Origin of the sequence: Spirabiliibacterium mucosae (assembly GCF_014884965.1) — a bacterium.
GTDB lineage: Bacteria > Pseudomonadota > Gammaproteobacteria > Enterobacterales > Pasteurellaceae > Spirabiliibacterium > Spirabiliibacterium mucosae.
Map to the genome: position 1 here is coordinate 76,370 of NZ_JABTBO010000004.1, position 19,496 is coordinate 95,865.

Below are 19,496 nucleotides of genomic sequence, written 5' to 3' on the forward strand. Positions count from 1 at the left end.
GAGGGGCGTTATGAGTGAGCAAAAATTCGCCGTCAAGGTTGAGCACGTTTCCCACCACTATGGCAAAACGCGCGCCCTTGATGATGTGTCGCTAACCTTGCCGATGGGCAAAACTGTCGGCTTGATTGGCCCTGATGGCGTGGGCAAATCCACGCTGCTATCACTCATCGCGGGGGTGAAAATCATCCAAAAAGGCGATGTTGAAGTGCTCGGGCGGGATGTCAAAAACAAAGCCGACCGCCAAGCGCTGTCATCACAAGTGGCGTTTATGCCCCAAGGGCTGGGTAAAAACCTCTATCCAACGCTCTCTGTTTATGAAAATATTGACTTCCACGCCCGCCTTTATGGGCTGGATAGCAAACTGCGCAAGCAGCGCATTGAGCGCTTGATGCAGGCCACAGGCTTGGCGCCCTTTCCTGACCGCGCCGCGGGCAAACTCTCCGGCGGCATGAAGCAAAAATTGAGCCTGTGCTGCGCGCTGGTGCACAATCCTGATTTATTGATTTTAGACGAACCCACAACGGGGGTCGATCCGCTCTCCCGCCGGCAATTTTGGACGCTGGTCAATGACCTGCGCCAAGAAATTCAAGACATGACCGTGCTGGTGGCAACCGCCTACATCGACGAGGCGGAGCAGTTTGAGTATCTGCTGGCGATGGATGATGGCCAATTACTGGTCAATGACAAAACCGCCAACGTGCTTGAGCGCACGGAAAGTGAAAACCTCGAGCAGGCCTACATCAAACTGTTGCCAGAGGACAAACAAACCCACTGGGACGACAGCCAAATCCCACCGTTTGAGCCCGAGCCGAACGCGCCGCCTGCCATCGAAGCAGAAAATTTGGTGAAAAAATTCGGTGATTTCACCGCCGTGGATAATGTCAGTTTCAGCATTCCCAAAGGGGAGATTTTCGGTTTTTTGGGCTCCAACGGCTGCGGCAAATCCACCACCATGAAAATGCTCACCGGCCTTTTAGATGCCACCTCCGGCAGCGCGAAACTGCTCGGAAAAAGTGTCGAGACAGGTGATATGCAAACGCGCAAACGCGTGGGCTATATGTCGCAAGCCTTCTCGCTGTATGAAGAGTTGAGCGTGCGGCAAAATTTGGATCTCCACGCCAAGCTCTACCAGCTGGAAGGCAAAGAAAGGCAAAGTGCGGTTGAAGACGCACTCAAACAGTTTGAGCTAAGCGAAATTGCTGATGTGATCCCCGCCTCACTCTCTCTAGGCGTGCGCCAGCGTTTGCAGCTGGCGGCAGCCTGTTTGCACCACCCCGAGGTGCTGATTTTAGATGAGCCCACCTCTGGCGTGGACCCTGCTGCACGGGATATGTTTTGGGAATATTTGCTCAAGCTCTCGCGCGAGGATCGCATCACCATTTTTGTTTCAACTCACTTCATGAACGAAGCACAACGCTGTGATCGTATTTCGTTTATGCACCGCGGGCGTGTGCTCGGCGTTGGCACGCCTGAGGAGTTGCGCCAAGAGCAGCACGCCGACACCTTGGAAGAGGCGTTCATTCTCTTTTTGGAGCAAGAAGAGGAGAAAGACGGCGAGCAAAGTGCGGTCGAGCACGCCGATGAAGAGAAGCAAAGCGATGGCTTAAGCGAGGCGAAAGGCAAGCCGATGGGGCTGGCGTATTGGTTTATGATTGTGCTGACCTTTGCCATCCGTGAGGGCAAGGAGCTGCTGCGCGATAAAATCCGCCTGCTGTTTGCCATATTTGGGCCGGTGATTTTGCTGCTGGCGGGCAGTTATGGCATCTCGTTTGATGTCAGTAATTTACGCTTTGCCGTGTGGGATCAAGACCAAACCCAAGAAAGCCGCCGCTTGGTGGAACAATTTGAAGGCTCGAGTTATTTCCACGAAGTGGGGCAAATCCGCACCCGCGATGAGTTGATTCACAGCCTGCGCAGCGGCAAGGCGCGCTTGGCGCTGGATATCCCGCCTGATTTTGGGCGCAAATTATTGCAAGGGCAAAAGCCCGAAGTGGCATTTTATGTTGACGGATCAATGCCGTTCACCGGCGAAAATATTGTCGGCAATATCCAAGGAATCATGACCCAATATGTCAAAGACTACTACGCCCAGCAGGGCTACACCTTGCCACAAGCGTTTGACCTTGAAGTGCGGTTTATTTATAACCAATCTTTCCGCAGTGTGAATGCCATTTCGCCGGGGCTGATCATGCTCACGCTGATGATGATCCCGTGCATGATGACCGCACTTGGCGTGGTGCGAGAAAAGGAAATTGGCTCGATCACCAACCTTTACTCCTCGCCGGCCGCCACCTGGCAGTATCTGCTGGGCAAGCAGCTGCCTTATGCCACTTTAGCGATGGCGAGTTATTTTGTCCTGATTGGGCTGACCATTGTGCTTATTGGCGTGCCGATGAAAGGCTCGTTTTGGGCGATGAGCTTGGGCGCGCTGTGTTTGATTTTAGCCTCCACCGCCTTTGGCTTGTTGATTTCAGCCTTTGTGAAATCGCAAGTGGCGGCGATTTTTGCCGCGGCGATCATCTCGATGGTGCCGGCGCTCAACTTCTCTGGGCTGTTGTACCCGATGTCAACCCTCACGGGCGTGGGCTATTGGATTGGCTGGAGCTTCCCGACCAGTTGGTATAATTTAATCAGTCTGGGCACCTTCACCAAAGGGCTAGGCTTTGCCAGCTTTGTGTCGATTTATGGCGTGCTGCTGGGCTTTTTTGTTGCCTATTTGCTGCTCGCCAGCATGTTGCTGAAAAAGCAGGAGGTGTGAAGTGTTGCGTTGGCTAAAAAATGTCTATTTTCTCTCAGTCAAAGAACTGCGCAGCCTGTTTAGTGATTACACCTTAATCGGCCTGGTGGTGATTATGTTCACCTTCACCATCTATTCCATCGCCAAAGGGATCACAACCGAAGTGAAAAACGCGTCCGTTGCGGTGTGGGATCAAGATCAATCCACGCTGTCATACCAAATCCGCGATGCGATTTTGCCACCCTATTTCAACCACGTGGCGAGCATCACGCCAGATAAAATCGACAAAGCGATGGACGAGGGTGAGTATATTTTTGTCATCACCATCCCGCCCAATTTTGAGCAAAAAGTGATGGCCGGCGAGCAGCCGCAAATTCAGCTGCTGGTTGATGCCACCGCCATGACGCAAGCTGGTGTGGGTGCGAGTTATCTCAGCCAAATCATCAACCGCCAAATCAGCGAATTTTTACACCAGCCGTCGATGAGTGACATTTTGCCGCTTAAGCCGGTGGTGAATGTGTTGTTCAACAGCAATTTGCGCAGTGAGTGGTTTATGCCGATGACGCAAATCACGGGTAACTCGAGCCTGCTGGCGCTAATTTTAGTCGGTGCGGCGGTAATCCGCGAGCGTGAGCACGGCACGATTGAGCACTTGCTGGTGATGCCCGTGAGCGCCAGCGAAATTGCCTTTTCCAAAATTTTAGCCAACGGCTTGGTGATTTTGGTTTCCGCCATGTTGTCGCTCTATTTTGTGGTGCATCAATTTTTGGGCGCGCCGATTAACGGCTCGATTTGGCTATTTGCCGCCAGCGAGGTGGTCTATCTCTTCTCCATCGCGGGCTTAGGGCTGTTTTTAGCCACCCAAGCACCGACCATGCCGCAGTTCAGCCTGCTGTGTTTGCCGGTTTATATCGTGCTGTATTTACTCTCTGGCGCGCCGTCGCCGTTTGAAAATATGCCGCAAGGCGTGCAAAACGTGATGCAGCTTTCGCCGCTGACCCAATTTGTGGCCATCAGCCAAGATGTGTTATTCCGCGGTGCGGGGTGGGAGACCATTTGGCACCGCGTGCTGATCATGGCCGTGCTTGGCGCGGTGTTTGTTGCCCTTGCGATTTCCAGCTTCCGCTCAATGCTGGCAAGACAAAACTAGGAGTTATTATGCCTCAGTCAAAATGTATTTTAACCGCACTTGCTCTGTTGCTCACCGCGTGCAGCCAAACCCAAGTGCCGCTGGAGTCCAACATCACGATGCCGGCGCAATTTGAACAAGTGAAAGCCGGCCAAATGCAAAATATGCAGCAGTGGTGGCGCTATTGGCATGACCCGCAACTGGCACGCTTGATTGAGCAAGGGCTGAAAACCAGCCCTGATATTGCCATTGCTCAATCGCGCCTCAATGAAGCGCGCGCCACCGCCCAACTGGCGCAAAGTGATCTTGGCCCAACGGTTGGCGTGGGCGGCAATATCGGTGGCCAGCGCAGCCGCCTTGACAACCCGATTGGCGAGCCGTACCGCACTTTGGCTGGGCAAGACGACCACATCAACAGCAAAGGCTATGGGGCCAACCTCGGCGTGATGGCCAGCTGGGAGGTGGATATTTTCGGGCAAAAACAAGTGATGCCGATGCCGCCAGTGCCGCCGCGCGCGGTGCGCAAGCCCGTGTTTATGGCGCGCAAATGCTCTTGGCCACGGGCATTGCCGAAAATTACCTCAAAGCCGCCGCCACACTGGAAAAACGCACCTTGTTAAATGCCATGGCTGGCACGCTCTCGCGGTTGCGGCAATATGTTAAAGGCCGATTTGAATCTGGCCAAGCCACCGCTTATGAAGTCAGCGCGGTGGAGTCAAAATTGCAAGCGGTGCGCGCGCAACTGCAAAGCCTCAACGCCGAGTTTGCCGCCTATGAGCGCAGCATTGCGGTGCTGATTGGCTACAACGGCGTGGGCTTCAAGCTCGATAAAACCGCACTTTCAGGCAAAAATGGCCTGCTCAAACGCCTGCCTGCACCACCAACGGGCGTGCGCCCAGGCGACTTGCTTGCCAGCCGGCCGGATATTCAAGGCAAAAAAGCGGCGGTGGAGGCTTATGCCGCCAAACTGGCCTCAGCCAAAGCGGATTTGCTGCCGCGTTTTGACATTCGCTTTTTAGGCCAAGGCGGGCGCATTGAGCTTGACGGCGACGTGCCAACGCTCAAAGGTGTGGGTGGCTTGATTAGCCTTGGCGTGCAGTTGCCGATTTTCACCAACGGGCGGATTCAAGCCAACATTGATGCCGCCGACGCACGGCTGAAAACCGCACTTTTGGAATATGATCAAACCTTGCTGAAAGCCTTAAGCGAGGTGGAAAGCAGCTACCAATTGCAATATGCATTGGCCCGCCAAAGCCGGCAATTGCAAAGTGCGGTCGGCAGTGCGTATCGCCAAGCCAGCCAAGGCGAGCGACTGTTTAACTACGGCGACAAAACCCTTGATGAAGCGCTGCGCGCACGCCTTGATGCGCTCGATCTAGCGCAAAAATCGCTAGAACTGCGCTTATTCCAAGGGCAAAACTTGCTGAATTTATACAAAGCCATCGGTGCGGGCTGGCAGTAGTAATCATAGGTTGCCCAATGGCGCGCAATTGATTAAAATGTTGCGTTTTACCGCACTTGCGGTGGTGGGGAGTGGGCAGGCCCAAAGATGACCATTTTATTGCTTGGTATCAATCATAAAACAGCGCCAGTGGAGCTGCGTGAAAAAGTCGCTTTCAGTGATGAAAAGCGCGGCCTTGCCTTGCAACAAATTCACGAACAGCAATTAGGTGAAAGTGCGGTTATCCTCTCCACTTGCAACCGCACTGAGGTCTATTTGCATGCGCGCAACATCCCACCTGATGAACACAACGAGAAAAACCGCACGTGGCTTGCGCGAGTGCTGGCGTGGTTTGTGGCACTGCATGGCGTGAGCGAGCGCGAGGTGCAAAAAAGCATTTACCTTGAACAAAACCTTGCCGTGGCGCGCCATTTGATGCGCGTGGCCTGCGGGCTGGACTCCTTAATTTTGGGTGAGCCGCAAATTCTAGGCCAAGTGAAGCAAGCCTTCAGCGCCAGTGAGCAGTTTTATCATGCTCAGGGGTTGAGTTTGAGCAGTGAGTTTTCACGGCTGTTTCAAAAAAGTTTTGCCAGCGCCAAACGTGTGCGCAGCGAAACCGCCATCGGCGGCAGTGCTGTGTCGGTGGCCTATGCCGCCACCAGCCTCGCGCGGCAAATTTTCGACTCCTTCCAGCCGTTGACCATTTTGCTGCTCGGCGCGGGGGAAACCATCGAGCTGGTCAGCCGTTATCTCTTCCAACAAGGGGCAAGCCATGTATTGGTTGCCAACCGCACTTTGGAGCGCGCCCAGGCCTTGAGCGAGCGGGTGGCGCCGATGACGGTGCTCAGCCTGGGGCAGTTGCAAACGGGGTTGAATCAAGCCGATATTGTGATTTGCTCCACCGCCAGCCCAACGCCGCTGATTGATGTGGATATGGTCAAAGCCGCACAAAAAGCGCGCAAATACCGCCCGATGCTAATCATCGACATCGCCGTGCCGCGCGATGTGGACGAGCGCGTGGGCGAGCTGGATGCGGTGTATCACTACTGCGTGGATGATTTGCAGCAAATCATTGAGCAAAACAAAGCCCAGCGCCAGCAAGCCTCGCAACAGGCGGAGCTGATTGTGGCGCAAGAGGCACAAGATTTCTTCCAATGGCTGAAGTTGCACCAATCCTCCAATTTGATTCGCAAATACCGCGCGCAGGCCGAAAGCACACGCCAAGTGCTGCTGGCCAAAGCGCTGCAGGCCATCAACCAAGGGCAAGATGTGCAAACGGTGCTCAATGAAATGAGCTACAAACTCACCAATAATTTGCTCCACAGCCCAACGCAGGCCATCACGCAGCTGGTTAAACAAGGCGACGCGCAGGCGTTGCAGCTTTTTTCAAGCGCGTTGGGGCTCGATGACGAGCGCGAACATTAGCGTTTTTGTTAAGCAAAATCCCGCAAAGTAGGCTAAAATAGCCTGTTATCAACCTTTTTCAGATGATAAAAACTATGAAAGAATCCATCATTGCCAAGTTAGACACCCTCAATGAACGCCATGAAGAGCTGCAAGCCCTGCTTGGCTCACCCGAGGTGATTAACGATCAAGACAAATTCCGCGCCTATTCCAAAGAATTCGCCCAGCTCGGCGAGGTGGTGGAGTGCTTCAACGCGTGGAAAAAACAACAAGACGACCTCGAGCAAGCGCAATTGCTGCTTGATGACCCCGCTATGAAAGAGATGGCGCAAGAAGAAATTGAACAGTGCAAAGGCGAGATCGACAGCCTTGAGCAGCGCTTGCAAGTGCTGTTGCTGCCCAAAGATCCCAACGATGAATACAACTGCTTTTTGGAAATCCGCGCCGGCACCGGCGGCGACGAGGCAGGCATTTTCTGTGGGGATTTGTTCCGCATGTATAGCCGCTATGCCGAGATCAAACGCTGGCGGGTGGAGCTGATGAGCGCTAACGAAAGCGAGCAGGGCGGCTTTAAAGAAGTGATCGCCAAAATCAGCGGTGAGGGCGTTTATGGCCAGCTGAAGTTTGAATCCGGCGGCCACCGCGTGCAGCGCGTGCCGAAAACCGAATCCCAAGGGCGCATTCACACCTCGGCTTGCACGGTGGCGGTGATGCCAGAGCTGCCAGAGTCCGAATTGCCGGAGATTAACCCATCGGATCTGAAAATCGACACCTATCGCTCCTCGGGCGCCGGTGGTCAGCACGTCAACACCACCGATTCAGCGGTGCGCATCACCCACTTGCCAACGGGCATTGTGGTGGAGTGTCAAGACGAACGCTCACAGCACAAAAACAAAGCCAAAGCGATGTCGGTGCTGGCCTCCCGCATTGTGAAGGCGGAAGAAGAGCGCAAAGCAGCGGAAACCGCCAACACCCGCCGAGACTTGCTCGGCAGTGGCGATCGCAGTGACAAGATCCGCACTTATAACTACCCACAAGGGCGGGTGACGGATCACCGCATCAACTTAACGCTTTATCGCCTGGATGAAGTGATGAACGGCAAAATGGACGAACTGATCCAGCCGATCATCACCGAATACCAAGCCGACCAACTGGCCGCGTTATCGGACGAGAATTGATGACCTACGCCGATTGGGTAAAAAGTGCGGTTGCAAAGTTAACCGAGTGCGACGTGGTGCAAAGTGCTAGGCTTGATGCCTATTTGCTGCTTGAGCGCGTCACATCTTGTACGCGCGCGCAACTGATGGCCTTTGACGACACACAACTGAGCGCATCACAACTGCGCGAGCTGACCGCACTTTTAACGCGCCGTATGCAAGGCGAGCCGATGGCGTATATTTTAGGGGAAAAGGCGTTTTGGTCACTGAATTTAAACGTTGACCCCAGCACCTTGATCCCCCGCCCCGACACGGAAGTGCTGGTTGAGCGCGCGCTGGATTTGGCGCGTGCGGCGATTGCTCAGCTCAACCCACCGCACTTTGCGATTCTTGACCTCGGCACCGGCACGGGCGCAATTGCGCTGGCGCTGGCCTACGAGCTGAAAGACTATTGCCAGCAGCACAGCTGCCAATTGCGCGTGGTTGGCGTGGACAAAATTGAAAGTGCGGTCGCACTCGCCAAACACAACCAGCAGCGCAACGGCATTGCAGGCGTGGAATTTTTGCACAGTGATTGGTTTACCGCCCTTGCAGGCCAGCGCTTTGATTTGATTGTTAGCAACCCGCCTTATATTGATGAAACGGACACCCATTTGCAGCAAGGCGACGTGCGCTTTGAGCCGCGCAGCGCGCTGGTGGCGGCAAAGTGCGGTTTGGCCGACATTGAGCAGATTATCAGCCAGGCAAAAAGGCATTTAAACCCCGGCGGCTATCTGCTGATTGAACACGGCTGGCAGCAAGGCGAGGCGGTGCGCGCGTGCTTTCGCGCACACCATTGGGCTGATATTCACACCATTGACGATTACGCCGGCCGTGAGCGCGTAACCTTGGCAGGATTAAACACAGATGCAACACAATAATCTCACTCCCAACACACACGTCCAGCGGCTGTTGATCAATTTGATGATCACGCTAGAATCAGTGCTCAGCGACACTCTCAAACCGTCTAGCATTTACGGCCGCTTGGGGCATTTGGTGCGCGCGGTGGGGGCAAAAGTGGACCCCGCGCTGCCCGTGAAAAGCCAAATCGACCAACTCTTGGCGGCGTTTTATCACGATCAGGGGTTTCATTGCGACCCTAAAAATTATTACCTATCGGATAATTTAAAAATCTCCGCCATTTTGACCCGCAAGCAGGGCATGCCAGTTTCACTGGGCGCGATTTTACTGTTTTTGGCTGATCGCTTGCGCTTGCCGCTTTACCCGATTAACTTCCCAACTCAGTTGATTTTAAAAGCGCAAGTCAATGACGAAGTGGCGTTTATCGACCCGTGGAATGGCGAGTTTATCAGCCTTGACTATTTAAACAAACTGATTGAAGGCCACATTGGCTTTGGCGCGCGGCTAGAACCAGCGGATATTGCAGTGGCCGACCCGCAAATGCTCGAAGGGCGGCTGGTGCAGCTGATGAAAATGGCCTTAATGCGTGAAGAGCAAGACATGGCGGCATTGCGCTTAATTGAATGGTGCATGCAGCGCTATCCAGAGAATCCTTATGAATTGCTTGACCGCGGCGTGGTGCTGGCCAATTTGGGCTGTGTGGCGCTGGCGCGTGATGATTTTAACAATTTTGTAAAAAAATGCCCAGAAGATCCCACCAGCCAAGTGTTGCGTGATAAGATTGAGAAATTAGAGCAAATCAGCCACATTTATCACTAGTGACGTTAAGGAGTGCTTATGTTAACCATTGTTCATCTTGATTCCGACACCTTCCCGCGCGGGACAGAGGTACCCAAGCCACGCATTGAACACCAGTGGATTGCCTACCCGTTCACTGACCCAGAAGACAGGCTTGAGCGGCTCAAAGACGCGGACGTGGCGGTGAGCAACAAAGTAGTGATCGACCGTGAGCTGATGGCGCAATTGCCGAAGCTGAAACTCATCGCCATCACCGCAACGGGCATGAATAATGTGGATTTGGACGCCGCCAAAGAGTTTGGCATTTGCGTGAAAAACGTCGCGGGCTATTCCTCAACCTGCGTGCCAGAGCACGTGCTGGGCATGATTTTCGCCCTCAAACACAGCCTGATGGGCTGGTATCGCGACCAACTGACCGACCGCTGGGTAGAAAACAAACAGTTTTGCTACTTTGATTACCCAATCACCGACATTCGCGGATCAACGTTGGGCATTATCGGCAAGGGCAATTTGGGCTCAGAAGTGGCGCGCCTGGCCACCGCGGTGGGCATGAATGTGATTTTTGCCGAGCGACCAAACGCGAAGACCTGCCGCGAGGGCTATTTGCCGTTTGATGAAGTGCTCTCACAAGCGGATTTCATCAGCTTGCATTGCCCACTGACGGAAGAAACGCAAAACATTATCAACGCCGAGGCGCTGAGCAAAATGAAAAAAGGCGCGTTTTTAATCAACACTGGCCGCGGCCCGTTGGTGGATGAACACGCCTTGGTCGAGGCCTTAAAGTGCGGTCAGCTCGGTGGCGCGGCGCTGGATGTGATGATCAAAGAGCCACCTGAAAAAGGCAACGTGATCATGCAAGCGGCCAAAACATTGCCGAATTTGCTTATCACCCCACATATTGCGTGGGCGTCTGACAGCGCGATCGACACCTTGCTGAATAAGGTGCGGGATAATATCGAAACCTTTGCAAAAGAGCAGGCATAATGGCGTTGAATGTTTCGTTGTTTGTTGCTTGGCGCTATTGGCGCTCCAAAAGTGCTGATCGCTTCGGGCGCATTGTCACTTGGCTGGGCAGCATTGGCATCACCCTTGGGGTGATGGCGCTGGTGATTGTACTCTCCGTGATGAACGGCTTGCAAAATCAGCAAAAAGTCAATGTGCTCGCCAGCCTGCCGCACGCCATCGTGATGCCCAAAGCGGGCCATTTGCCAGCGGATTTTGCCTTCACGCAAACATTGCCTGACGTGGCGCGCGCGGTGCCAGTTAATCAAAGTGATGTGATTTTGCAAACCGCCTCGGGCATGAGTGCCGCGCGGCTTTTGGGCGTGAAAAGCTGGCGTGATGACCCGACACTGGCCGATGAAACGGCGGATTTTGACCGCACTTTGCCTATCGGTGGCTATCACATCGCGCTGCCGGCATCCTTGGCGCAGCAATTGAACCTGCACGTGGGTGACAAAGTGCGGGTGATGCTCGCCGCCAACAGCCAATACACCCCCTTTGGGCGCGTGCCCGTGCAGCGTTTGTTTACCGTCTCGGCCATTTTGGATGCCAGCGTGAAAAACGACGGCCACAGCGCCTTTGCCAATCTTGCTGATGTTGGCCGGCTGCTGCGCATCGCACCTGATGAGGTGCAAGGCATGCGATTATTTATGCCAGACCCTTTCAAGGTGACCGCACTTTCACACACGTTTCCTAAAGACAAATGGCACATTGCGGACTGGCGCGAGCAAAAGGGCGAGTTTTTCCAAGCGGTGGCGATGGAAAAAAACATGATGGGGCTGCTCATTGGCCTTATCATCATTGTGGCGATCGCCAACATTGTGACAAGCTTGAGCTTGATGGTGCTCGACAAACAAGGCGAGATTGCCATTTTGCAAACCCAAGGGATGCAAAAGCGTGATGTGATGGGCATTTTTATTTTGCAAGGGCTGCTCGTTGGCGCTAGCGGCACGGCGATTGGCCTGCTGGCGGGCTTTGTGGTGGCGTCTAACATCAATGAAATTATGCACTATTTGCCGTTAAACAGCATTCGCCTGCCGGTGTTGTTTGACCACAGCCAGCTGCTGCTCATCGGCGTGCTGACGCTGACGTTAACCTTGCTTTCCACCCTTTATCCTGCTTATCGAGCAGCAAAAATTGAACCTGCGGATGCATTACGATATGAATAATTCAACCTCATCAACGCCGCTTTTGGCCTGCGAGCAGCTGTGTAAATCCTACCAAGAGGGCGACAAAACCACCGAGGTGCTCAAACAGGTGAGCTTTGCCATGCGAGCTCAAGAGCTGGTGGCGATTGTCGGCAGCTCCGGCTCGGGCAAAAGCACCTTACTGCACCTGCTCGGCGGGCTAGACAAGCCTGACAGCGGGCGCGTGATGCTGTGCAATCACGATCTTTTCAGCCTCAAAGCGCGCCAGCTGGCGCAGTTGCGCAATCAACATTTGGGCTTTGTTTATCAATTTCACCACTTGATGGCGGATTTTTCCGCGCTGGAAAATGTGATGATGCCGCTCTTAATTGGCAAAACCAATAAAAGCGAGGCGCAAGACAGGGCCCAGGCCATGCTCAGTGCGGTTGGGCTGGCTCATCGCTTAAGTCACCGCCCATCGGCGTTGTCAGGCGGTGAGCGCCAGCGGGTGGCGATTGCGCGCGCGTTGGTCAATCAGCCTGATTTGGTGCTGGCCGATGAGCCAACGGGCAATTTGGATCACAAAACCACCGAGAGCATTTTTGAATTGATTCAACAACTTAACGCCGAGCAAAAAATCGCCTTTTTGCTCGTCACTCATGACCGCACTTTGGCACAAAAACTCTCGCGCACCATGGTGATGAAAGACGGCGTGTTGCACGCTGAGGGGGCGGTGTGAACACCCCATTGATGATGGCTTGGCGCTATCAACGCGGCAAGCAGAAAAACCGCCTAGTGAGCCTCATCTCCGCCTTTTCCACCGTTGGCATCGCACTCGGTGTGGCGGTGCTGATTATTGGGCTCAGTGCCATGAACGGTTTTGAGCGCGAGCTGCGCCAGCGCGTGCTGGCCGTGGTGCCCAATGTTGAAATCAACGCCTACGCAACGGATGCTGGGCGCGAGAATTATGTCCATGACTGGCAGCAACTGGCCGGCGTGTTTTCAGGCCAAAGTGCGGTCAAAGGGGTGGCGCCTTACGTCAGCACCACCGCGCTGGTGGAAAACGGCAACCGCTTGAAAGTGGTGCAAGTGCGCGGGGTTGACAAAGCCGCGCAAGACAGCGTTAGCGCGTTGGGCCAATTTGTGCAACAAGGCGCCTGGCAGGATTTCAATGCCGATTCGGGCCTGATTTTAGGCGCTGGCATTGCCCACGATCTTGGTGTGCAGCGTGGCGATTGGGTCACGTTATTATTATCACAAGGGCAGGCGGGCGACAACGCCATGGCGCAGAGCAAACGCGAGCGTATCCGCGTGGACGGCATTTTGCGCCTTGACGGCCAGCTTGACCACAGCTTTGCGTTAATGCCCATTGGCCAACTGCGTGCGTTATTGCATCTATCCGACCAAGAGGCCACGGGCATTGAAATTGCCCTACACGACCCGTTTGCACTGGACAAAGTCGATTACCAAAGCCTGATAAACTACCCTCAACAGCTGTGGGCGAGCAGCTGGCAGGGCAAATTTGGCTATATGTATCGCGACATTCAGCTGATTCGCAGCATCATGTATATCGCCATGGTGTTGGTGATTGGCGTGGCGTGTTTTAATATTGTCTCCACCTTGATTATGGCGGTGAAAGACAAGCAAGGCGACATCGCCATTTTGCGCACGCTTGGCGCTAATGGGCATTTTATTCGCCGAATTTTCATTTATTATGGCATGCTCGCTGGCATGAAGGGGTGCTTTTATGGCATTATCTTAGGCGTGCTGGTGGCGCTCAATTTGACCGCACTTATCCAAGGCATTGAGCATCTTTTTGATATTCACATTTTGTCTGACGGCATCTATTTTGTCGACTTTTTGCCAAGCCAATTGCACTGGTTTGATGTGGCAATGGTGTTTATTGCGGCCTTGATTTTAAGTTTAATGGCAAGCCTTTACCCCGCTTCACGTGCGGCGAAGCTTTCGCCGGCACAGGTTTTAAGTAGTTATTAATAAGAGAAGAACATGAACAGCAAAAACAAACTGTATTATAAAAACGACGATTTACGCATTGCAAAAACACAACAACTGCTCCCACCGGTGGCCTTGCTGGAAAAGTACCCTGCCAGCGACGTGGCTGCTGAAACCGTCGCACAAGCCCGCGCCAAAGCGCATGACATCATTCAAGGGCAAGACGACCGCCTGCTTGTGATCATCGGCCCGTGTTCGATTCATGACCCCAAAGCGGCGTTGGAATATGCACAAAAAATCAAAGCGATGCGCGCCGAGCTTGGCGATGAGCTGGAAATTATCATGCGCGTGTATTTTGAAAAACCGCGCACCACCGTGGGCTGGAAGGGCTTTATCAACGACCCTGATCTTGACAACAGCTTTTTGATCAACGACGGCCTTCGCCTTGCGCGCAAAGTGCTGTCTGACATCAACGACATGCAAGTGCCGGCGGCTGGCGAGTTTTTGGATATGATCACACCGCAATACATGGCGGATTTCATGAGCTGGGGCGCGATTGGGGCACGCACCACCGAATCCCAAGTGCATCGTGAGCTGGCCTCGGGCCTTTCTTGCGGTGTGGGTTTTAAAAATGCCACCAACGGCTGCGTGCAAGTGGCACTCGACGCCATCGGTGCGGCACAAGCCTCGCACAACTTTTTGTCTGTCACCAAATTTGGCCACTCCGCCATCGTGACCACCAAAGGCAACGAAGACTGCCACATCATTTTGCGCGGCGGCGACAAACAAACCAACTACGACGCGCAGTCCATCGCGCCCGTGTGCGAGCGCCTTGCCAGCATGGGTAAACCGGCGCACGTGATGATTGATTTCAGCCACGCCAACAGCCACAAACAGTTTAAAAAGCAACTCGACGTGTGCCGTGATGTGTGCGAACAACTCTCCAACGGCTCAACCCACATTTTCGGCGTGATGATCGAAAGCCACCTCGTTGAAGGGCGCCAAAATTTGGTGGATGGCCAAGCGCTGGTTTACGGCCAAAGCATCACCGACAGCTGCCTAGGTTGGGACGACAGCGAACAAGTGCTGCGCGACCTTGCCCAAGCTGTGCGCAACCGCCGCTTAAAAAAACAGATAATTATGCAAAAATAATGTGATCCCATTCAAAGTGCGGTGAATTAAATCACAATTGACCGCACTTTTTGCGTTATACTGGGTCTAAAGCAATAGCAAGGAGAATAGACTAAGACAACCCCTAAAAATAATTAAAAAACAGGAGTGTACTATGCAAGTTCGTGTTTTTAAACGCTACAACCCTTTGCAAATCGCCCGCTACGTGACCATCTTGTTCACCGGCAGCTTCTTCATCCGCGGCATCGGCCTATTCGAATTCCGCCACGGCAAAATCATCTCCCCCAAAGTGAAAAACCTGAAAAAATTCAGCGTCATGAGCGAGGTCAACAAACAAATCAAAACCCTCACTGCTTTGAGTTAACTTCATTCAACACCATCCTAATTCTGAGGTTGGTGTTGGACAATTGCCTAAAAATCCAAAAAAGCCCTTTTTTTGTCTCAAAATGCGCAATTAATTGCACATAGACTTTATTTTGTGCAAAAAATAGTGATAATAGAGCCCAAATTTTGAGCTATTGAGGATATTCTTATGCAAAAAACATTGATTGCTAGTGCTATTTGCGCGCTGGCAGTGGCTGCAGGTGCTCATGCTGCGGCTGGCCCAAACGGAACAAACGACATTACTGCAGGCACCAAAGAGAATCCAGAAAGTCCGCAATCATATTGTGCTAATCACAACTGTAACTTCAGTGTGGCCTGGAAAGGCGATGATTTGATTTTGCAAAGTGATTATGTTTCCAGTGCGGGTGCTAAGCGCATCGTATTTAAAGACTATGCTAAAAAACTGCCTGTGGAAGCCCAACAACTCAAAGCTAAAATACGTGAGATTCGTAATAAGCCAGATGTAACCGAAGAGGATATAGATAGCATTAAGGTTAAGTTAAAATGGACGGGGCGAGTGTATCAAGGGGATGAAAAAGACCATGATGAAGGCACATTTGAATTTGATTTTGCCCCTGCGGGTGTAAACACGGAGAATAAAACCATCACAGTGCCTGCAACTGATAGCGGATCGAAAGCGGTATTTGATATCAAACAAGACAACGGGAAAAACGCGTTTGTATTTAACGAAAAGAAAGTGAAGGGGCTAAAACATCGATCAAAGACAGCCTTGAAAACAAGCCAGCGCCTGCAAAACCTGTTGACCCCGCACCAGCACCTGCTGAGCCAATCCCAGCGGATGATAATAAAATAAAGATGAAAGTGCGATTGAGCCAACAGTACCATCACAACCTAATATAGAAGCACCAAAAATTGAAGCTCCAGAAGCTGAGAATCCAAAAGCTGATGAAGCAAAACCAGAAGAGCCAAAACCTGAAGAGCCTAAAGCTGATGAATCGAAACCTGAAGAGCCGAACCCAGAAGAGCCAAAAGCTGATGAGCCTAAAGTAAAGGAGCCAAAAGCTGATGAGCCTAAAGTAGAGGAGCCGAAATCAGAAGAACCAAAAGTTGAGAAACCTAAATCAGAAGAACCTAAAGTAGAGGAGCCTAAAGCAGAGGAGCCGAAGCCAGAAGAACCAAAAGCTGAGGAACCTAAAGTAGAGGAGCCTAAAGCAGAGGAACCTAAATCGGAAGAGCAAAAAGTTGAGGAGTCTAAAGCCGAGGAATCTAAAGTAGAAGAGTCTAAAGCGGATAAACCGAAATCTGAAGAGCAAAAAGCTGAGGAGCCTAAAGACGGGGAATCTAAAGTAGAGGAGCCTAAAGCAGAGGAACCTAAAGTAGAGAAACCTAAATCTGAAGAGCAAAAAGTTGAGGAGTCTAAAGCAGAAGAACCTAAATCAGAAGAACCAAAAGCTGAGGAAACCAAAGCTGAAGATCAGGTAGTCGAAAATGATACGCAGATTCAAAGTGCGGTTGAGCCTAAGAGCGATAAATTAATACCTTCAGTGAGTGCTCGTGATTCTCGTTTTGTTAATGCCGCATTGCTAGGATCTACGTTGTGGCAGCTAGAAATGAATGATGTCAACAAACGTCTAGGTGATCTCCATTTTGCGCAAGGCAATGAGGGATTATGGTTGCGCAGTTATGGTGGAAAATATAGCCTAGACTACCACATTAAAGACCGCGCTTTTACTAGCCAAAATCACTTTGCTGCTGTGCAGCTTGGTTACGACCGCACTTTAGATGCACATATTCGCAGTGGTTTGGCAGTGAGCGTGGTGAAAGGCAAGGCTAAGCTTAATCAATGGGCGCAAAATGCACAACTTGTCGGTGTAACAGGTTACACAACCTACACCCCAAATGAAGCCGACTACATTGATGTGGTGGCGAAAGTGGCACAACTACAACAGAAAATAGCGGGCAACCGCCTTGCATTATGGGGTGTGGCTTTCAGCACTGAGTACGGCCACAAATTCACATTGAGTGAGCACTGGTTTGCAACACCGAATGCAGAGTTAACGCTCGGTTATCTGCAGGGGGGTGATGTTAACATTGAGGGGCACCACTATCAACAACGCAGCAATACCCACTGGAGCGCACGCGCAGGCGTGAATCTAGGCTATGCGTATAATATGGGTAACATTATGCTGAAAGCCTCAGTACAGCATGAGGCTAACAACCGTCTAAAATTGATTCTTGATAACGGCGCTAATGACGCCTATCAGCACAGCATTGATTTGAGCGGAACCCAACTGCGCCTAGGGCTTGGTGGCACTCATGACTTAGGCCATAACACCTATGTCTATTACAACATAGAAAAATCTGCCAAAGGCAAACTCCACCTTCACTGGCGCACTGATATAGGCCTGCGTTACAGTTTTTAAATAAAATCAGAAACCGCACTTTAAAGTGCGGTTTTTTGTGTTTGATGCAATAAACATTATTACTTTAGTTGATTGTTTTGTATACTATAAGGAATCATTCACTATTGGGTTTACTTATGAATAAATCAATTGAGCTTGTGCAATTAGAACAAAGTATTCGTGAACGTTACGAAAAATTGAGTAAGCGCTTAAAGCAAGTGGCTAAGTATATCTTGGACAATCCCAATAGTGTGGTTTTTGATACTGTTGCGGTGATTTCTGAACGTGCTCAGGTGCCGCCATCAACGCTTATCCGCTTTGCTAATGCCTTTGGTTATGGTGGCTTTAATGAGATGAAAGCGATTTTTCGCAATAATCTGATTGAGGAAACAGTAAACTACAGTGAACGTGTTCAATTAGTTGATAAAATTGACCCTGAAAATACGCTTGATAGCTCCCCAAAAAATTTATTGGGTGTATTTGCCAAGGCCAATACACAAGCCCTTATTCAATTAGAAAGCGAAACGAGCGATACGCTATTAAAAAGTGCGGTTGAGTTAATTGATAAAGCGAACAATATTTATATTATTGGCATGAAGCGCTCTTTTAGTATCGCATCTTATTTAAAATACGCCTTAAATCATCTAAATTGCAGAGCGTATATTATTGATGGCTTCGGCGGGATGTTTGAAGAACAATTGAACCTGATTAAACCTGGTGATGCCGTTATTGCGATTAGTTTTTCACCTTATGCTAAGGAAACATTGAGCGCGATTGCTGATGAAGCACGATACCGCAAAGTTGGCAAAATTGCGATGACAGACAGCCAAATTAGCCCGCTGGTTGACTTTGCGGATATTGCCTTTGTGGTGAAAGAGGCGCAAGTCAGCGGCTTTCGCTCACAATGCGCCACCATGACGTTGGCTCAAACATTGGCGATTGCGTTGGCGTTTAAACGCAATCGCAAGATGTAATAACTTGAATTATTTAAATTTATTTTCGTATTCTGGCGTATTAATCCAAGCGTGGTCTTTTTCCCATGTGAATTTCCATTTGCGCACTGGCCCTGCCATGACATTTAAATAATAATTGTCATAACCGGCTAGGGTTGCTACAGGGTGGTAGCCTTTAGGCACTTTAACCACATCACCATCATAAACAGCCATACATTCATCTAAAGTGCGGTCATCCGTGTAAACGCGCTGCAGGCAAAAACCGCTGGCCGGATGAATGCGATGATAATAAGTCTCTTCAAGGTAGGTTTCCTGATCTGAGTGTTTTTGATCATGCTTATGGCTTGGGTAAGAGCTGGTGTTGCCCTCATCTGTGTACACTTCAACAACCAATAAGGCATCAGCAGGTTCTGTTTCAGGCAAGATATTGTGAACAAGACGTTTGTTGTTGCCAAAACCGCGTTGCTCCACTCCCACATCATCAGGCGTGATGACCCGAACTGGCAAGCTGCCTTGGCTTGGCGCACGACAGATGGCGATTTCTGCTTCACTTACGCTGTTGATTGAAACGGTTTTGTTATGCGGAACATAAAGGGAATAAGGCGGCACCTTCTCAAAAGGAGAAGTGCGGTTGCCTAAGTTTTCATACTCAACGCCATCGACAGTAAATGAAGCGTAGCCTGAAATCATAACAAAGCAGGCCTCGGTGCTTTGGGTGTCAACAGTAATTTGCTGTTTTTTTTCCAAGTGGAGTAGTTCAAATCCCACGTAGTCCCAATGGGCATTTGCTGGCGTGATTTGTTGGCGATAGCCATTGGTTACATTTTGTGATTTTGAGAGTAATTTGCTCATATCGTCTCCTCGCTATTTAGGGCTATAAGCAGTATAGGGGATGAAGCCGATATCGGGTAGTGTCTTTTCCTCAAGATTTTATCTGGATCACAAAAATGAAACAAAAATTTCATTTCGTGCAAATTCTATTGAAAAAAAATTTCACTATGATGTAGTATGAAACAC

General features: G+C 51.2%; 19 protein-coding genes. 17 read left to right on the forward strand and 2 right to left on the reverse strand.

The features are described from left to right. The first annotated feature begins 10 nt into the window (after positions 1-10). The 15 genes from rbbA (at position 11) to HPC37_RS02445 (ending at position 15,977) form a co-directional block, all read left to right on the forward strand. Positions 11-2,758, forward strand: coding sequence for a ribosome-associated ATPase/putative transporter RbbA (gene rbbA, locus HPC37_RS02380; protein ID WP_208121635.1), 2,748 nt, complete (start codon positions 11-13; stop codon positions 2,756-2,758). A gap of 1 nt (position 2,759) precedes the next feature. Beyond that, positions 2,760-3,887: an ABC transporter permease gene (locus tag HPC37_RS02385; RefSeq protein WP_208121636.1), complete on the forward strand. Its 1,128-nt coding sequence runs from the start codon at positions 2,760-2,762 to the stop codon at positions 3,885-3,887. 8 nt (positions 3,888-3,895) lie between these two features. Next, a complete protein-coding gene (locus HPC37_RS11155) occupies positions 3,896-4,486 on the forward strand; it encodes a TolC family protein (protein ID WP_345789994.1) in 591 nt (196 codons plus the stop codon). Further along, positions 4,414-5,328 (forward strand): TolC family protein, encoded by a 915-nt coding sequence (locus HPC37_RS11160; protein ID WP_345789995.1) that lies wholly within the window; start codon positions 4,414-4,416, stop codon positions 5,326-5,328. Before HPC37_RS11155 ends, HPC37_RS11160 begins: the two co-directional genes overlap by 73 nt. 87 nt (positions 5,329-5,415) lie before the next feature. Beyond that, positions 5,416-6,732, forward strand: a complete 1,317-nt coding sequence (hemA, locus tag HPC37_RS02395) for a glutamyl-tRNA reductase (RefSeq protein WP_208121637.1) — start codon at positions 5,416-5,418, stop codon at positions 6,730-6,732. A gap of 74 nt (positions 6,733-6,806) precedes the next feature. Next, positions 6,807-7,889: a peptide chain release factor 1 gene (gene prfA / locus HPC37_RS02400; RefSeq protein ID WP_208121638.1), complete on the forward strand. Its 1,083-nt coding sequence runs from the start codon at positions 6,807-6,809 to the stop codon at positions 7,887-7,889. Further along, the gene (gene prmC, locus HPC37_RS02405) at positions 7,889-8,788 is read left to right on the forward strand and encodes a peptide chain release factor N(5)-glutamine methyltransferase (protein ID WP_208121639.1); all 900 of its coding nucleotides are present in this window, start codon (positions 7,889-7,891) and stop codon (positions 8,786-8,788) included. Before prfA ends, prmC begins: the two co-directional genes overlap by 1 nt. Further along, on the forward strand, positions 8,775-9,587 hold the full coding sequence (locus HPC37_RS02410) for a SirB1 family protein (protein ID WP_208121640.1): 813 nt from the start codon (positions 8,775-8,777) through the stop codon (positions 9,585-9,587). Before prmC ends, HPC37_RS02410 begins: the two co-directional genes overlap by 14 nt. An 18-nt stretch (positions 9,588-9,605) precedes the next feature. Further along, on the forward strand, positions 9,606-10,550 hold the full coding sequence (locus tag HPC37_RS02415) for a 2-hydroxyacid dehydrogenase (protein ID WP_208121641.1): 945 nt from the start codon (positions 9,606-9,608) through the stop codon (positions 10,548-10,550). Further along, positions 10,550-11,737: a lipoprotein-releasing ABC transporter permease subunit gene (locus HPC37_RS02420; protein WP_208121642.1), complete on the forward strand. Its 1,188-nt coding sequence runs from the start codon at positions 10,550-10,552 to the stop codon at positions 11,735-11,737. The genes HPC37_RS02415 and HPC37_RS02420 overlap by 1 nt, the downstream gene beginning before the upstream one ends. Beyond that, complete coding sequence (lolD, locus tag HPC37_RS02425) at positions 11,730-12,434, forward strand: lipoprotein-releasing ABC transporter ATP-binding protein LolD (RefSeq protein ID WP_208121643.1); 705 nt, start codon at positions 11,730-11,732, stop codon at positions 12,432-12,434. Before HPC37_RS02420 ends, lolD begins: the two co-directional genes overlap by 8 nt. Then, entirely contained in the window at positions 12,431-13,690 is a 1,260-nt protein-coding gene (gene lolE, locus HPC37_RS02430; RefSeq protein ID WP_208121644.1) for a lipoprotein-releasing ABC transporter permease subunit LolE, read from the forward strand. Before lolD ends, lolE begins: the two co-directional genes overlap by 4 nt. Before the next feature lie 12 nt (positions 13,691-13,702). Then, a complete protein-coding gene (gene aroG, locus HPC37_RS02435) occupies positions 13,703-14,800 on the forward strand; it encodes a 3-deoxy-7-phosphoheptulonate synthase AroG (protein ID WP_282435385.1) in 1,098 nt (365 codons plus the stop codon). 133 nt (positions 14,801-14,933) lie between these two features. Next, a complete protein-coding gene (locus tag HPC37_RS02440; protein WP_208121645.1) occupies positions 14,934-15,143 on the forward strand; it encodes a DUF1107 family protein in 210 nt (69 codons plus the stop codon). Between the two features lie 168 nt (positions 15,144-15,311). Beyond that, positions 15,312-15,977 (forward strand): hypothetical protein, encoded by a 666-nt coding sequence (locus HPC37_RS02445; protein ID WP_208121646.1) that lies wholly within the window; start codon positions 15,312-15,314, stop codon positions 15,975-15,977. On the opposite strand, the gene HPC37_RS02450 is transcribed toward HPC37_RS02445, so the two are convergent. Then, on the reverse strand, positions 15,882-16,589 hold the full coding sequence (locus HPC37_RS02450) for a hypothetical protein (protein ID WP_208121647.1): 708 nt from the start codon (positions 16,587-16,589) through the stop codon (positions 15,882-15,884). The two genes, HPC37_RS02445 and HPC37_RS02450, sit on opposite strands and share 96 nt — an antisense overlap. Before the next feature lie 34 nt (positions 16,590-16,623). On the opposite strand from HPC37_RS02450, the gene HPC37_RS02455 reads away from it, so the two are divergent. Further along, positions 16,624-17,547, forward strand: a complete 924-nt coding sequence (locus HPC37_RS02455) for an autotransporter outer membrane beta-barrel domain-containing protein (RefSeq protein WP_208121668.1) — start codon at positions 16,624-16,626, stop codon at positions 17,545-17,547. Positions 17,548-17,663: 116 nt separating this feature from the next. Further along, positions 17,664-18,500, forward strand: a complete 837-nt coding sequence (locus tag HPC37_RS02460) for a MurR/RpiR family transcriptional regulator (RefSeq protein WP_208121648.1) — start codon at positions 17,664-17,666, stop codon at positions 18,498-18,500. 9 nt (positions 18,501-18,509) lie between these two features. Here the strand turns inward: HPC37_RS02460 and iolB are convergent, their stop codons facing one another. Then, entirely contained in the window at positions 18,510-19,331 is an 822-nt protein-coding gene (gene iolB, locus HPC37_RS02465) for a 5-deoxy-glucuronate isomerase (protein WP_208121649.1), read from the reverse strand. Between the last annotated feature and the right edge of the window lie 165 nt (positions 19,332-19,496).

What these genes read in the sequence shown, in the direction of transcription:
- rbbA (WP_208121635.1), top strand. Translation starts at nt 11, where the DNA reads ATGAGTGAGCAAAAATTCGCCGTCAAGGTTGAGCACGTTTCCCACCAC.
- HPC37_RS02420 (WP_208121642.1), top strand. Translation starts at nt 10,550, where the DNA reads ATGGCGTTGAATGTTTCGTTGTTTGTTGCTTGGCGCTATTGGCGCTCC.
- prmC (WP_208121639.1), top strand. Translation starts at nt 7,889, where the DNA reads ATGACCTACGCCGATTGGGTAAAAAGTGCGGTTGCAAAGTTAACCGAG.
- HPC37_RS02415 (WP_208121641.1), top strand. Translation starts at nt 9,606, where the DNA reads ATGTTAACCATTGTTCATCTTGATTCCGACACCTTCCCGCGCGGGACA.
- HPC37_RS11155 (WP_345789994.1), top strand. Translation starts at nt 3,896, where the DNA reads ATGCCTCAGTCAAAATGTATTTTAACCGCACTTGCTCTGTTGCTCACC.
- prfA (WP_208121638.1), top strand. Translation starts at nt 6,807, where the DNA reads ATGAAAGAATCCATCATTGCCAAGTTAGACACCCTCAATGAACGCCAT.
- lolD (WP_208121643.1), top strand. Translation starts at nt 11,730, where the DNA reads ATGAATAATTCAACCTCATCAACGCCGCTTTTGGCCTGCGAGCAGCTG.
- HPC37_RS02460 (WP_208121648.1), top strand. Translation starts at nt 17,664, where the DNA reads ATGAATAAATCAATTGAGCTTGTGCAATTAGAACAAAGTATTCGTGAA.
- HPC37_RS02410 (WP_208121640.1), top strand. Translation starts at nt 8,775, where the DNA reads ATGCAACACAATAATCTCACTCCCAACACACACGTCCAGCGGCTGTTG.
- hemA (WP_208121637.1), top strand. Translation starts at nt 5,416, where the DNA reads ATGACCATTTTATTGCTTGGTATCAATCATAAAACAGCGCCAGTGGAG.
- iolB (WP_208121649.1), bottom strand. Translation starts at nt 19,331, where the DNA reads ATGAGCAAATTACTCTCAAAATCACAAAATGTAACCAATGGCTATCGC.
- HPC37_RS02445 (WP_208121646.1), top strand. Translation starts at nt 15,312, where the DNA reads ATGCAAAAAACATTGATTGCTAGTGCTATTTGCGCGCTGGCAGTGGCT.
- HPC37_RS11160 (WP_345789995.1), top strand. Translation starts at nt 4,414, where the DNA reads ATGCTCTTGGCCACGGGCATTGCCGAAAATTACCTCAAAGCCGCCGCC.
- aroG (WP_282435385.1), top strand. Translation starts at nt 13,703, where the DNA reads ATGAACAGCAAAAACAAACTGTATTATAAAAACGACGATTTACGCATT.
- HPC37_RS02440 (WP_208121645.1), top strand. Translation starts at nt 14,934, where the DNA reads ATGCAAGTTCGTGTTTTTAAACGCTACAACCCTTTGCAAATCGCCCGC.